Origin of the sequence: Agrobacterium sp. NPDC058088, assembly GCF_042885035.1 — a bacterium.
Lineage (GTDB): Bacteria > Pseudomonadota > Alphaproteobacteria > Rhizobiales > Rhizobiaceae > Agrobacterium.
On record NZ_JBHVSU010000005.1, the window covers coordinates 182,395 to 196,217 of the forward strand.

The 13,823-nt window shown below is 57.0% G+C and carries 16 protein-coding genes and 1 tRNA gene; 10 read left to right on the forward strand and 7 right to left on the reverse strand.

The window, feature by feature from the left end; translation table 11 throughout:
- Positions 1-43 precede the first annotated feature (43 nt).
- Positions 44-1,438 carry a PLP-dependent aminotransferase family protein gene (locus ACFVTJ_RS15980; protein WP_386909239.1) on the reverse strand — a complete coding sequence of 465 codons (1,395 nt, stop codon included), beginning with the start codon at positions 1,436-1,438 and terminating at the stop codon, positions 44-46.
- 110 nt (positions 1,439-1,548) lie between these two features.
- Between ACFVTJ_RS15980 and ACFVTJ_RS15985 the strand changes: the two genes are divergently transcribed.
- Positions 1,549-2,424 (forward strand): DMT family transporter, encoded by an 876-nt coding sequence (locus ACFVTJ_RS15985; RefSeq protein WP_386908956.1) that lies wholly within the window; start codon positions 1,549-1,551, stop codon positions 2,422-2,424.
- Between the two features lie 3 nt (positions 2,425-2,427).
- On the opposite strand, the gene ACFVTJ_RS15990 is transcribed toward ACFVTJ_RS15985, so the two are convergent.
- The 4 genes from ACFVTJ_RS15990 to ACFVTJ_RS16005 all read right to left on the reverse strand — a co-directional run bounded on the left by ACFVTJ_RS15990 (position 2,428) and on the right by ACFVTJ_RS16005 (position 5,265).
- On the reverse strand, positions 2,428-3,525 hold the full coding sequence (locus ACFVTJ_RS15990; protein WP_386908957.1) for a GH25 family lysozyme: 1,098 nt from the start codon (positions 3,523-3,525) through the stop codon (positions 2,428-2,430).
- A 178-nt stretch (positions 3,526-3,703) separates the two neighbouring features.
- Positions 3,704-3,892, reverse strand: a complete 189-nt coding sequence (locus ACFVTJ_RS15995) for a YegP family protein (RefSeq protein ID WP_386908958.1) — start codon at positions 3,890-3,892, stop codon at positions 3,704-3,706.
- 87 nt (positions 3,893-3,979) lie between these two features.
- Entirely contained in the window at positions 3,980-4,678 is a 699-nt protein-coding gene (locus ACFVTJ_RS16000) for a type 1 glutamine amidotransferase (RefSeq protein WP_386908960.1), read from the reverse strand.
- Positions 4,679-4,815: 137 nt separating this feature from the next.
- Positions 4,816-5,265 (reverse strand): DoxX family protein, encoded by a 450-nt coding sequence (locus ACFVTJ_RS16005; RefSeq protein ID WP_386908961.1) that lies wholly within the window; start codon positions 5,263-5,265, stop codon positions 4,816-4,818.
- 136 nt (positions 5,266-5,401) lie between these two features.
- On the opposite strand from ACFVTJ_RS16005, the gene ACFVTJ_RS16010 reads away from it, so the two are divergent.
- Positions 5,402-5,707, forward strand: coding sequence for a SelT/SelW/SelH family protein (locus tag ACFVTJ_RS16010; protein WP_386908963.1), 306 nt, complete (start codon positions 5,402-5,404; stop codon positions 5,705-5,707).
- 119 nt (positions 5,708-5,826) lie between these two features.
- Positions 5,827-5,913, forward strand: a tRNA-Leu gene (locus tag ACFVTJ_RS16015).
- 187 nt (positions 5,914-6,100) lie between these two features.
- Here the strand turns inward: ACFVTJ_RS16015 and ACFVTJ_RS16020 are convergent.
- Entirely contained in the window at positions 6,101-6,484 is a 384-nt protein-coding gene (locus ACFVTJ_RS16020; protein WP_386909241.1) for a pilus assembly protein N-terminal domain-containing protein, read from the reverse strand.
- A gap of 58 nt (positions 6,485-6,542) precedes the next feature.
- Entirely contained in the window at positions 6,543-6,671 is a 129-nt protein-coding gene (locus tag ACFVTJ_RS16025) for a hypothetical protein (protein WP_386908965.1), read from the reverse strand.
- Between the two features lie 256 nt (positions 6,672-6,927).
- Here ACFVTJ_RS16025 and ACFVTJ_RS16030 point away from each other — a divergent pair, with 256 nt between their 5' ends.
- The 7 genes from ACFVTJ_RS16030 (at position 6,928) to ACFVTJ_RS16060 (ending at position 13,813) form a co-directional block, all read left to right on the forward strand.
- A complete protein-coding gene (locus ACFVTJ_RS16030; RefSeq protein WP_386908966.1) occupies positions 6,928-7,119 on the forward strand; it encodes a Flp family type IVb pilin in 192 nt (63 codons plus the stop codon).
- Between the two features lie 99 nt (positions 7,120-7,218).
- Positions 7,219-7,731 carry a prepilin peptidase gene (locus ACFVTJ_RS16035; RefSeq protein ID WP_386908968.1) on the forward strand — a complete coding sequence of 171 codons (513 nt, stop codon included), beginning with the start codon at positions 7,219-7,221 and terminating at the stop codon, positions 7,729-7,731.
- A gap of 125 nt (positions 7,732-7,856) precedes the next feature.
- Positions 7,857-8,663, forward strand: coding sequence for a Flp pilus assembly protein CpaB (cpaB, locus tag ACFVTJ_RS16040; protein WP_386908970.1), 807 nt, complete (start codon positions 7,857-7,859; stop codon positions 8,661-8,663).
- Complete coding sequence (locus ACFVTJ_RS16045) at positions 8,660-10,243, forward strand: type II and III secretion system protein family protein (protein WP_386908972.1); 1,584 nt, start codon at positions 8,660-8,662, stop codon at positions 10,241-10,243. Before cpaB ends, ACFVTJ_RS16045 begins: the two co-directional genes overlap by 4 nt.
- 56 nt (positions 10,244-10,299) lie before the next feature.
- Complete coding sequence (locus tag ACFVTJ_RS16050; protein WP_386908974.1) at positions 10,300-10,992, forward strand: CpaD family pilus assembly protein; 693 nt, start codon at positions 10,300-10,302, stop codon at positions 10,990-10,992.
- 34 nt (positions 10,993-11,026) lie between these two features.
- Positions 11,027-12,310: a CpaE family protein gene (locus ACFVTJ_RS16055; protein WP_386908976.1), complete on the forward strand. Its 1,284-nt coding sequence runs from the start codon at positions 11,027-11,029 to the stop codon at positions 12,308-12,310.
- A gap of 33 nt (positions 12,311-12,343) precedes the next feature.
- Entirely contained in the window at positions 12,344-13,813 is a 1,470-nt protein-coding gene (locus ACFVTJ_RS16060) for a CpaF family protein (protein WP_386908978.1), read from the forward strand.
- Positions 13,814-13,823: the final 10 nt, after the last annotated feature.

Below are 13,823 nucleotides of genomic sequence, written 5' to 3' on the forward strand. Positions count from 1 at the left end.
TCCGATTTCCTTCAAATGCCAATAAACGGGGATGGCCAGTCACTCACCGAAGGGCATCCGCAAGCACCGTCATGACCTGCGAGCCGGCCATTTGCGACACGTTGAAACGCATGAAACCAGAGGCGTTCTGCGACGAGCTGAAGACGTTACCGGGGGCCAGCACCACCTGCCGCGCAAGCGCCCGCCGCGCCACATCGGCGGCATCGATCCCTTCCGGCAGGCGACACCACAGGAACATGCCCGCCTGCGGCTCGATCCACGGCACACATCCGATCGATCGCAGACGGGCCGCCACCTCCGGCACCGCTGCCGCAAGACGCTGCCTGAGTGCCTCGACATGCTTGCGGTAACTTCCGTCCGTCAAAAGCGACAGAACAAGCGCCGCCGAAAAATGTGTTCCGCCGAAAGCGGTGGCGATCTTGAGATCGGTCAAAGCCTCCACCCATGCCTGGGGTGCTGCGATGAAACCACACCGCACGGAGGCGGACAGCGTCTTGGAAAAGCTGCCGATCTGGACGACGCGGTTCAGACCGTCAAAAGCCGCCAGCCGGGGAGCCGCTTGCGTTTCGAAATCGGCAAAAATATCATCCTCGATGATGGTCAGGCCCGCCTGTTCGGCCAGCATCAGCAGGCGATGGGCGGAAACAGCGGATAGTCTTGCGCCGGTCGGATTATGGATCGCGGAATTGGTAATATAAAGCCGCGGCTGATGGTCTTTCAGCGCCTGCTCGAAAAGCGGCAGATCAGGACCAGCAGGCGTATAGGGCACTCCGACGATCTTCACCCGATGCGCCCGCAGCAGGGCGTGGAAATTGAAATAACAGGGGTCATCGACGACAACCGTATCCCCCGGCTGCAACAGGAAACGGCAGAGAAGATCGATTGCTTGCGTGCCGGAATCGGTGAGCATGATCTGGCTCGCAACCGCCTGCACACCGTGTTCGGCCAGCCGGCGTGACAGAAGCTGACGCAACGGCAACAGCCCCACCGGGCTGCCGTAATCCGTCAGCAAGGCGTCATCGGCGCGGGCCAGACCCCGCATCGCCCGCCGCAAGGCCTCCTGTGGCATCCACGATGCCGGGAGCCAGCCGCAACCGGGCTTGGCGAGCGCGGACCCGTCATCCAGCGACTGCCGTGACACCCAAAGAGGGTCCACCGCCCTGTCGAGCCGTGGTTCGATATCCGCAAGGGAGAGCGGCGCGAGCGGGCCGGCAACAAAAAAGCCGGAGCCGGGGCGAGAGCTTATCGTTCCGTCCGCCACAAGCCGGTCATATGCCTCCACAATGGTAGAGGTGGAAAGCTGCATGGTCTTTGCGAGTGCCCGCACGGACGGCAGGCGAGCGCCCGGAACGAGACTACGCGCGGCGATGCGCTGGCGGATATTCGCCATTACCTTTTCGATGCGCGTTCCCGCCGCGACCTGCACGTCCACATACATCTCCAACCGTACTGCTTTGCATACCATAACAGTTTATTGATATTGTATCGGATTGTCGCTGTTCCTGCCAGCCGTTCCGAACCAATAAAGGCGAAACGCAGGAGATGATCATGGACAAGACGACAAGCGGCTGGCTGAACGGGCTGACGGGCGTGGTGATATTCAGCGGGTCTCTGCCCGCGACACGCCTTGCGGTAACGGGTTTCGACCCGGTTTTCCTGACCGCCGCGCGCGCCAGCATTGCGGGCCTGCTGGCGCTCGCATTGCTATATCTGTTCAGGCAGAAGCGACCGGCGCGCGGTGATCTGACATCACTCTTTATTGTCTCGCTTGGCGTCGTGGTGGGTTTCCCGCTCTTAACCGCGCTCGCCCTGCGGCACGTCACTTCCGCACATTCCATTGTCTTCATCGGGCTGCTGCCGCTTGCAACTGCCGTCTTTGCCGTGTTGCGTGGCGGGGAACGCCCGCGCCCCGTTTTCTGGCTGTTCTCCTGTCTCGGCAGCGCGCTGGTTGCGGGTTTCTCCCTGTCGAATTCGTTTGCCGCCGGGATAGAAGCCTCGCTTGCCGGCGATCTTCTGATGCTTGGTGCAATCATCGTCTGCGGGCTTGGTTATGCGGAGGGCGCCGCCCTTTCCCGCAAGCTGGGCGGCTGGCAGGTGATTTCCTGGGCGCTGGTGCTTTCCCTCCCCGTGATGCTGCCGCTTGGCTTTTTTACCGGGCCGGAAACCCTTGGCGGCATAGACCCGCAAGCCTGGGGCGGGCTTGCCTATGTCTCGCTGTTCAGCATGCTTATCGGTTTCATATTCTGGTATCGCGGACTGGCGCTCGGCGGCATCGCTGCGGTGGGGCAGCTGCAATTGCTCCAGCCCTTCTTCGGGCTCGCGCTCGCCGCAACCCTGCTGCACGAGGACGTGAGCCCGGCCATGATCGGCGTTACGCTGGTGGTGGTGCTGTGTGTTGCCGGCGCGCGAAAATTCGCACGCTGATCATCAGCTTGAACGACGGCCCACCCAGCGATGCCAGGATTCCTCACTGCCATTGAAGACATTGAGATCGATGCGGCCATCAACGCCATGCGAGAGGCCGGAGCCGGAATATTGCCAGAACAGCCACTTGCGGCCGGGATAGACCACTGACGGATGCTGGGCGACGGCGCGCAACCAGAATGGATAATCCTGGAACTCGCCCTGGAGGTTGTCCTTGTAAAAATCGGGCGCCGTATAGATGATCGGCCGCTGGCCGTAATGGCGCTCGAGCTTGTCCATGAAGACGCGCATCTTTTCTAGAACACGCTCACGGGAATGGCGCATCTTGCAGCTTGATTCGCCGTTATATTCCACGTCGATGACCGGAGGCAGCGCGTCCGGATCGCGCGGTACGTTGCGAATGAACCAGTCGGCCTGTTCGCTGGCGTTGCGGCACCAATAAAAGAAGTGGTAAGCGCCACGGCGAATTCCCGCCTCCTTCGCGCGCTGCCAGTTGGTGCGGAACATCGGATCGAGATGATCGCCGCCATCCGTCGCCTTGATGAAGGCGAAGTTCGCGCCGCGGGTGCGCAGCAGCGGCCAGTCTATATTCGCCTGCCAGCGGGAGACATCTACCCCATGGACCTGGAAATGGCGCGGCTGAACCCGGCCGAAATTGATGGGCTTGGCGTCGCTGAAACTGGAGCGGAAGATGCGGGAACGGATCTGCACGCCAGCGCTCGCCGCCGGAGCCGCAGCCATGGCCAATTGCACCGGGCGCTCCATGGGCCGTTCGGCCGGCTGCACCATTCCGGTCTGCGAGGGAACCGGCAGACGGATTTCCGGCGCACTCTGCGGCAGGGATGCCCTTGGCGTGACGGCGGAAAAGGCCTTGGGCTCATCAGGCACTGGCCCACCCCATGCCAGAACTTCCTGACGTGGCTGTGCTGAAATGGGCTGGGTGCCGACGCTTGCCTGCGGCACCGGCGCGGATTGCTTGACCGAACTTGTGGTTTCCTTCGACGGCAAGCCGGCCATCAGGCTTTCCGGCCCGGAACTGGACGTGCAGCCCCCAAGCAGAAGGCAACCGAAAAGAAGTGCTGGCACAGCCGATGAACGCATGAGAACCCGTACGCAAAACAAATCGGGGGCACTCAGACGCCACCCGCAAACCTCGAAAGACAAATGCTAACGGAAGATTATCAAAAAAGACTGAATCTTATCTTTACGCCGGCATCTGCCAATACGCCCGTCATTTATGACAGACGAAACGCTTCGGGTTCTCGCGCAAGGGCGGCGTTCAGGCCGTCATGGTAGTCAGATCAACGGTGTCGGCACCGACAGCGTTTCTCTTGATCGATTCAATCGCATGGATAGCCGATGCCTTCGCCTTATATCCTTCCGACGAAAACATCGTCTCACCATTGGATGCCTTGAAGCGGAAGCGATATTCGCCGGCTTTGTCCTGATAGATCTCGAATTTATACATGATCTTTGCGCCTCTGTTGCAAATCGGGGTGAACCCGCGGCGATCATGAGCAGACCCCGTTCAATTCGCAACCAAAAATCGCTGCGGTCAGATCAGCCGGATCCAGGCACGGGCTATTTCCAGGCCGGCCGTGTTGGCCATCTGCGCCCGCGGGCCACGGTGGTGACCGTAATTTTCAAGCCAGCCCGGCGACATTCTTTCGACGGAAACCGGAAATGTCCGGCACCACTCGTCGACAACATCGGTGGAAGCCTCGAAATGAAACTGGGTGCCATAGGCCGCGCGGCCGATACGAAAGGCCTGGTTTTGTGTCATGGCATTGCTCGCAAGGCGCGTGGCACCAGGCGGAAGCGTAAAAGTATCGCAATGCCATTGAAAGATCGGGAAGGTCTGTTGCTGTCCGGCCAAAAGCGGATCGGAAGCGCCCTCCCGCGTCAGCGACACATCCTGCCAGCCAAATTCCGGCGGGCCCGAGAGAATATTTTCTCCGCCATAGGCGCGCGCCAGCAACTGGCTGCCGAGGCACACGCCCAGCACCGCCTTACCCGCATCACCAAATGTCTTCATCAGCCGCGCCAGATCCGGGAGATAGGGATAGAGCACATCGTCCAACGCGTTCTGTTCGCCGCCTAGAACGATAAGCGCATCATGATTATCGGCATCTTCAGGAAGAGGATCGCCCGCATAGGCGCGGATGACGTGGATTTCTGCTGCCGCCTCTTGCAGGGCAATGCCGATTTGTCCATGCGGCGTACCCGCCATGTTTTCTATGATTGCTACGCGCATAAGACCTCTTGGCGGCGACGATGGACTCAATCGGCAAAGATTGCCGATCAAATCCAGCTTTCACCACGGGAAAAATCGATTTTCAAGAGCGTAACGTCGTCTGCAAGGCGATAGCGGGCAGCCTCACGACTTAGGCCTTAGAATTCACGGGCCATCCTGGCGTCCACCGAATGACGGTTGCCGCCGCGCACGGCGAAAAACAGGAAGATCGCGGCCCAGAGAATCGACTTTTCCGCGCCGCCGAGGCCTTCCGCCTTTACGATACCGTGAAAATAGACCGTAACCAACAGGACGATCATGGCCGCGAAAGATGCCGGCCGGGTGAACAGGCCGATAGCAACCAAAATGCCGCCGAAAAATTCCGTGGCGGCAAGCAGCGGCGACCAGAAGACGCCAGGGTAAAAGCCGAGGCTCTCCACCATGCCGACAGCGCCGAAAGGATTGACGATCTTGCCAAAGCCATGGGTGACAAGAAGAAACCCGGCGGCGACGCGCAGAATGGTCTCAACCAGATCATGGGTCGAATTATAAAGCGGCGCCACCGCCGGCAAGAAAAGACGCTGACGATTATTCTCGAACTGGGCCATAGGATCTCCACGTTTCAGCCTTCGACAGCTTCTCTGTTTGCAAAGCCACATGATAAGAACAAGCATGCGCCCGGTAAAAACATGAGTAACAAAGTTGACATTATCGTGAGCATTATTGCGCTGAAGGAGATCAGGGATGACCCAGACCAAACCCCGCATAACCATTCGCTACTGCACGCAATGCAACTGGCTGCTTCGCGCAGGCTGGATGGCGCAGGAAATCTTGCAAACCTTCGCTTCTGATGTCGGCGAAGTCAGTCTCGTTCCCTCGACCGGCGGCCTGTTCGAGATCACTGTCGATGGGACGACCGTATGGGAACGCAAACGCGATGGTGGTTTTCCCGGTCCCAAAGAACTCAAACAGAGAATCCGTGACATCATCGACCCGGAGCGCGACCTCGGCCATGTCGACAGAACGAATCGTGAGGGCCTCGACACCTGACCCGGCGACATGTTTCAACAGCTCTGATTAAGTTTTTTCGCTTTAAAATCAATGATCGTCATAAAAGTTCAAAAAGTCTGTTGACACCGGGCGGCTGCCCTCGTACATCGCTCTCCGTCGCCCAGATGGCGGAATTGGTAGACGCGCCAGCTTCAGGTGCTGGTACTCGAAAGGGTGTGGAGGTTCGAGTCCTCTTCTGGGCACCATTCCATTTTTGATCTTAGCCAGATCAAATACTTAGCCGAAAAAAAGCAACATATAGCCGACCGGTAAACACCGGGAAGCGTGTTGCTTTTTTCGTCTTCTTCACTTTCAGAAAAGCTCAAAACCGGCGACTTCCGTTTCCATCGGAAGGCCAACCGGCCTGTCAGAATTGTGCAGTGACGTGCCCTGTCAGGGCTGAGCGTCCTTGTCGCCACTATTTTGCGAATGTTGTTCGCAATTCGGCGTACAGGACAGCACCGTGCGCTCCGTCTGACGGAACACGCGAACCGTATTGCCCTCGTCGATGGAGACGAGGATGCGTTCATCCACGATCGGATTGCCTTCGGCATCGAGAAGTACAAGGTTGGTCGTTCCGAAACTGCGGCCCGTCAGAACAATCGTGGTGGAATCGGCCACCGTGGCGTCTGCGACCTTGGAGTTCCCGACAATGACCTTGCTCACGGGACGGTCGAGGCGGAGAACGCGGGCGTGATTCATCGACACGCGCAATAAATCGTCCTGAGCAAAAACAGGCTGCGCCGCAGCTCCAAGAATTGCGGACAAGCCGACCATGATTTTCGCCAGTTTTCCGGATGTCACGCGTTTGGCCCTTGCTCATTATCCGCACAGTTTATTGCGCCACAGAATGCGCGGTTTTAGTGAATGAAGGGTTAAATAGCGAGTATCCGCTGCGCAGATGATAACCATGTGTAACAAGATGATATTTTAACGCCTCTTCACCCGCTTCAAAACTGAACATGTGCGCCTCCATGAAACGACGCTTACAAGGAAAAGAGAAGGGATCAGGTTTAAAATACATTCGTTTATCAGCGAATGTAGAAATGTATAAATTACTTTTCGTTTTTATTTACCAAGAGAAACTCATCCTGCCGTTTACTTTGAGTTAATCGTTTTTTTTAAGCGCTTGGAAATCGCTCGGCTGTAGTTTGAAGGCAACCGAACAACGGAGAACAGTTGTCGGCGTGCTGAACCAAACAAGATTTAGGAGAGACCTTATGACCAAGATTTTCGCTCGTTTCCTCAAGGACGAATCCGGCGCGACCGCCATCGAATACGGCTTGATCGCTGCCCTCATTTCTGTCGCCATCATCGGCGGCGCATCAACGCTCGGTGGCAAACTCAAGGACACGTTTACCTTCATTGGCAAGTCGTTCACAGACTCCAAGGCTGCCACCGGCGGCGTCTAATCATTTTAAGCATGCTGCAGGTGGTGACGGCACACAAGTGCCGACATCACCTGTATTTTCGTTTTATCGGCACTACAAAGTCTGTGAGGAAGGCTGTCTATGATTGTCGCGGCAATTTTTCTTATCCTTCCGCTTTGCCTTTGTTTCGCTGCTTTAAATGACCTTTTTAGCATGACGATCCCAAACGTGATAACCGTTGTGCTTTTATTGTCTTTCGTTTTTATCGCTCCTTTCACAGGAATGGACATTCAGACGTTTGGCTTGAGTTTGGCGGGTGCTCTGATTGTATTTCTGGGCTGTTTCGCGCTCTTTGCCGCCAATGTCATGGGCGGAGGAGATGCCAAGCTGTTGACGGGAGCGGCGGTTTGGTATGGCTTCAACGTTTCGCTCGTGGAGTTTCTTCTTGCCGTAACACTGGTCGGCGGAGCACTGACAGTCGGTATTCTGCTTCTCCGATCTCGCTCACAAGAAATCATGGCTTTCGGGATACCAATTCCGGATTCTCTTATGGTCGCGCAGAAAATACCTTACGGAATTGGTATTGCGATTGCAGGATTTTTTACCTACGGCGAAGCACCTCTCGTCAAAGCAGCAATCACAAGTCTTTTGTAATTTTATAAATCTCAATTTTTATTAGAAGCTTGTTAACCACAAACTTCAGGACAATATTAACCATAAATATACCACTCGCACACCATCCTAGAGGAAGAAGAGTCTGATTCCCTCAAGGATCGAGCATGAAATCGTCGCGTATCGTTATTCTTTCCGTTGCCCTGGTGGCCGCCGGTCTTGCCGGCCTTGTCGCCATGCAGATTTCCGGCGCAAAGCAGGTCATCGAAAAAGCGGAAACGATCATCCAGAAAGAACCGACGGTTAACGTTCTCGTTTCTTCGGTCAATCTGCCGGTCGGTAGTCGCCTGAACGACAGTTCCGTGCGCTGGACACCCTGGCCACAGGGTAATGTGGTGGATAGTTTCATCACGGAAGCAAAAAGGCCTGACGCCATCACCGAACTCGCGGGCGCGGTTGTGCGGCTGCCCCTGTTCGAAGGTGAACCGATCCGACCGGAAAAAGTGGTCGATTCCAGCACTCGCATCATGTCTTCGCTTTTGCCGGCCGGCAAACGCGCCGTGGCTACCGAGATTTCAGTCTCGACCGGTGCGGGCGGCTTTGTGCTGCCGAACGACCGGGTCGATGTCATCATGGTCCGCAAGGGCGACGGTGGTAATTTCCTGACCGAAAATGTCTTGAACAATGTCCGTGTTCTGGCGATCGATCAGCAGATCAAGGAAGGCGAGGACGGCACGTCGGCGGTGGTCGGCGCAACCGCTACACTGGAGCTGACCCCTGAGCAGGCCAAGATCATAACCGTGGCGCAACAGATGGCAGATCGTCTCACGCTCGCCTTGCGCTCCGTCGCCGATGCGCAGGAAAACGACACGCTTTCGGCCGACCACCTTCTCAGCGGAAGTTACGGGCAACCGGAAATTCAAGTAATCAAATCCGGCTCGATCGTGAAGAACGGTCAAGGAGCTTCACAATGACCGGAAAGCTCATGAAGACACGCCTCAAACAACATTTGCGTTCATCCATGGCGGGTGGACTTGTGTTCTGTCTGGCCTTTTCGGGCGTTCCTGGCCAGCATTTTCCCAAGTTTCTGAGCATCAGTGAAGCAGAAGCGCAAAGTGCCAGCATCGTGCGGATTACAGAGAGCGGCGCGGGCATTCGCAAGCGCCTGAAACTCGGGTTGAACAAGGCACTGGTCATTGATTTGCCGGAGGATGCCCACGACATTCTGGTCGCTGACCCAACCCTTGCCGATGCGGTTACTCGGACATCAAGACGTATCTATCTCTTCGGTAAGACGGTAGGGCAGACCAACATCTTCATTTTTGGTGACGGCGGCCGGGAAATCGTCAGTCTGGATTTAGAAGTTGAGCGCGATATCTCCGGGCTGGAGGCCAATATCCGCCGCTTTATTCCCGATTCAGATATCAAGATTGAAATCGTTTCGGACAATATTGTTCTTACCGGTTCGGTACGCACGCCGCAGGACTCCGCACGCGCCGTTCAACTTGCCGACGCCTTTTTGAAAGGCGGCGAAGCCACGACCCGTAACATATCGCTGACCGGCGGGGACAATGGCGGAGATGCGGCAATTTTTGCCGAGCGGCGTCAGGTCTCCCAAATCGTCAACATGCTGACGATTGAAGGTGAAGATCAGGTGACGCTGAAAGTCACGGTAGCCGAAGTCAGCAGGCAGGTTCTGAAGCAGCTCGGTTTCAATGGCTCGATTAGCAGTTCGACAAGCGGCAACGGTTTCTCATTCGCCAATCCATCGAACCTCGGCAATGCCATTGGCGGCGCTTCACGAATCGCAAGCGGCGCTATCGGCTCCGGGTCCATGGGCTTCGCGACGTATCTCAATGCGATGGAGCAGGCGGGCGTGGTGCGTACCCTCGCTGAGCCAAGCCTAACCGCCATTTCAGGCGAACAGGCGAAGTTCTACGTCGGGGGAGACTTCCGTATGGCGGCAGAACAGGAAGTCGACATCGACAAGGATACCGGAAGGCCGACGATTACGCGGACAACCAATACAGTCGATTACGGCATTACGCTCAACTTCAAGCCGGTGGTGCTCTCGCCAGGCCGAATTAGTCTTAAAATCGAAACCAATGTTTCCGAACCGACTTATGAAGGCAATGTCGTAACCGGTAATGCGGGCGGCACGATCCCAGGGTCGACCTATATGTCAGTGCGAAAGCGCGAAACCTCCACAACGGTCGAGCTTCCCTCCGGCGGATCGATCGTGATTGCCGGTCTGGTTCAGGATAATGTCCGGCAGGCCATGTCCGGACTTCCGGGCATTTCGAAAATCCCGATCTTCGGTACGCTTTTCCGCAGCAAGGACTTTCTGCGCAACGAAACGGAACTGGTCATCATCGCGACGCCCTATCTGGTGCGACCCGTTGCCCGTAATCAGATTGCCCGGCCGGATGACAACTTCAACCCGGAAAACGATGCCGCCATGTATTTCATGAACCGTGTCAACAAGGTCTATGGCCGCAAGGACCAGGTTCAGGCAGCTCCCTATCAGGGATCAGTGGGGTTCATCTACAAATGACCATGCACGCACTCAACCTTCTTTCCCCAGCGAGCCACACCCGGGCAGGAAACGCCATGCAGGAAAACTCTTCCGCTTTTTCCCTCCACCTGCCTGCAACAAAAGCCGGTCTCATCGCCGTAGTCGCGCTTGCCGCCGGCCTGCTGCAGGGCTGCGCGCGTGATCCGATGACCACCAATGCCATTCCCGACGACTATCGCACGCGCCACCCGATTACCCTGTCGGAAGCCGAACATTCGCTTGATATTCCGGTTTCGGCGGGTGACAGCCGTTTGACCACGGCCATGGCGGATAATATCCGTGGCTTCGCCCAGAATTATGCGTCGATGTCGACGGGCGTCATCAACATTCAGATGCCTTCAGGATCGCCCAATTCGGCAACGGCAGCAAAAATTGCGAAACAGATTCGCTCTACGCTGTCCGGCGCAGGTGTGGCTGCCGGAAAGATCATGCAAACACGCTATGCCGCTTCTCCGAATGGCGACGCCGCACCTATCCGTTTGAGCTATATCGCCGTTACCGCGATGACCGGCCAATGCGGCCAGTGGCCCGAGGATCTCTCCGACAATACCTTCGCCAACAAGAACTGGTACAATTTCGGGTGCGCCTCCCAAAGCAATCTCGCTGCGCAGATCGCCAATCCGATGGATCTGGTGGGACCGCGCGGCATGAGCCCGATCGATGCCGAACGCCGTGCGGTTGTCATCGATAACTATCGCGGCCAGCCTTCGACGGCGCCCACGAATTGATGCGGGTCCAACATTTGTCACGGCAGGAAAAACGATGAGCGCTGTAGAATACGACATCAAGCCAAGCGTCGGCGCAGAAGCCGACCCGCCGCTGCGCGCTTCGGATATGGATCGCCTGCGGCCGCTGCCCCGCATTTCCATTCACGCCTTCTGCGTCAGCGACGGGATGCAGAGTGTCATGGATGCGCTGTCGAGTGACAGGCGCATGAGCAAGGTCACTCTGCGGGTGACAAAGGGTGATATCAATGCGGCGGCCACGATGTTTTCCGCATCGCCCACACCCAATCTCATTATTCTTGAAACGGCAAGCGCAACCACCTCGCTGCTGGGCGATCTCGCGCCACTGGCGGAGGTCTGTGATCCGTCCACCCGTGTCATCATCATAGGCCGGCACAACGACATTACGCTTTATCGCGATCTTATCCGCAACGGCATTTCCGAATATCTCGTCGCGCCGATCAACATGGCCGATCTGCTCGGTTCGATCGCCGCGATCTTCGTCGATCCCGAAGCCGAACCGCTCGGCCGCAACATCGCCTTCATTGGTGCCAAGGGCGGAGTTGGTTCATCAACCATTGCGCACAATTGCGCCTTCGGCATTTCCAATCTGTTCTCGACGGAAACCATTCTGGCGGATATGGATCTTGCCTATGGAACGGCCAATATTGATTTCGATCAGGATCCTACTCAGGGCATGGCGGAAGCAGTCTTTTCACCGGAACGACTGGACGAGGTGTTTCTCGACCGTCTTCTGACGAAATGTTCCGATCACCTGTCGCTTCTTGCGGCGCCGTCCCTACTCGACCGGACCTATGATCTCGATCGCCAGGCGTTTTTGCCGATCCTCGAGGTCTTGCAGCGCAGCGCGCCCGTCGCTGTTCTCGATCTTCCCCACCAATGGTGCGACTGGACCCGGGCAGTCCTTGCGGAAGCTGACGAGGTGGTCATCACGGCGGTTCCCGATCTTGCCAATCTACGCAACACGAAGAACCTTTTTGATGCGCTGATCAAGCTGAGACCCAACGACAAATTACCGCATCTCGTTCTCAATCAGGTCGGGATGCCGAAACGTCCGGAAATTACGCCGGCGGATTTTCTTGAGCCATTGGAAATCGAGCCGATCGCGATCATCCCCTTCGACGCTCAATTGTTCGGAAATGCCGCCAATAGCGGACGCATGATCAGCGAGATGGATGAAAAATCCCAGACTGCGGAAACCTTCTCGCAGATCGCGCACACCATCACAGGTCGCTCCGTCCTGCGTAAAAACAGGCGCGGCGGTCTGGAAAAACTGAAGAATATTCTCAAGCGCAAGTAGGTCCTCTGCCAGCGCCCTTAGACGGAAAAGCCGATGTTCGGAAAACGCGGGCCCGAAGGCCCAGCCAGAAGCGCGAAGCCGGAACCTGTCGCACCTGTATCCATGCAGGTGGCGGCGGTGCCTGAGCCTCGCTCTCCTGCGATTGACACGCTCGAGCCCGGCCAATCGCCTGTTACCCGTCAGGTGACGGGCGCACCCCTCGCACAGAAAAAACGTGCTCGCACGGAAGACTATTACAACACCAAGGGCCAGGTATTTTCTGCCCTTATCGATACGATTGACCTTTCGCAGCTCGCCAAGCTCGACGCGGAAAGCGCGCGCGAGGAAATTCGTGATATCGTCAACGATATCATCACGATCAAAAATTTCGCCATGTCGATTGCCGAGCAGGAAGAGCTGCTCGAAGATATCTGCAACGACGTGCTGGGTTACGGGCCGCTGGAGCCGCTTCTCGCACGCGACGACATTGCCGATATCATGGTCAATGGTTCCGGCCAGACCTTCATCGAAGTCGGCGGCAAGACCATCGAATCAGATATCCGCTTTCGTGACAATGCGCAGTTGCTCTCCATCTGCCAGCGCATCGTCAGCCAGGTCGGTCGGCGTGTGGACGAATCGAGCCCCATATGCGACGCGCGCTTGCCGGACGGATCGCGTGTAAACGTCATCGCACCGCCGCTCGCCATCGACGGACCGGCGCTGACAATCCGAAAATTCAAGAAGGACAAGCTGACCCTCGACCAGCTCGTGCGTTTCGGAGCGATCACGCCGGAGGGCGCGACATTGCTCAAGATCATCGGTCGTGTCCGTTGCAATGTCGTCATCTCCGGAGGCACCGGCTCCGGCAAAACCACACTCCTCAATTGCCTGACGAGCTTCATCGACAAGGATGAACGCGTCATCACCTGCGAAGATACCGCCGAACTGCAGCTGCAGCAGCCGCATGTGGTGAGGCTCGAAACGCGTCCGCCGAATATCGAGGGTGAAGGCGAAATCACCATGCGCGATCTCGTCAAGAACTGCCTTCGCATGCGGCCCGAGCGTATCGTCGTCGGTGAAGTGCGTGGGCCGGAGGTGTTCGACCTGCTCCAGGCCATGAACACCGGTCATGACGGCTCTATGGGAACGCTGCACGCCAATACGCCGCGTGAATGCCTCAGCCGTATCGAATCGATGATCGCCATGGGCGGCTTCACGCTCCCCGCCAAGACTGTGCGCGAAATTATCTCAGGATCGATCGATATCGTCATTCAGGCGGCCCGCCTGCGTGACGGTTCGCGGCGGATAACGCAGATCACCGAAGTAATCGGCATGGAAGGCGATGTCATCGTTACCCAGGATCTGATGCGATACGAGATCGAAGGCGAAGATGCGCAGGGCAGGCTGATCGGCAGGCATGTATCAACCGGTATCAGCAAACCGCATTTCTGGGATCGCGCACGCTATTACGGCGAGGACAAGCGTCTGGCGGCCGCGCTCGATGAGATGGAAAAGACATCCTAAGGGAAAGCAC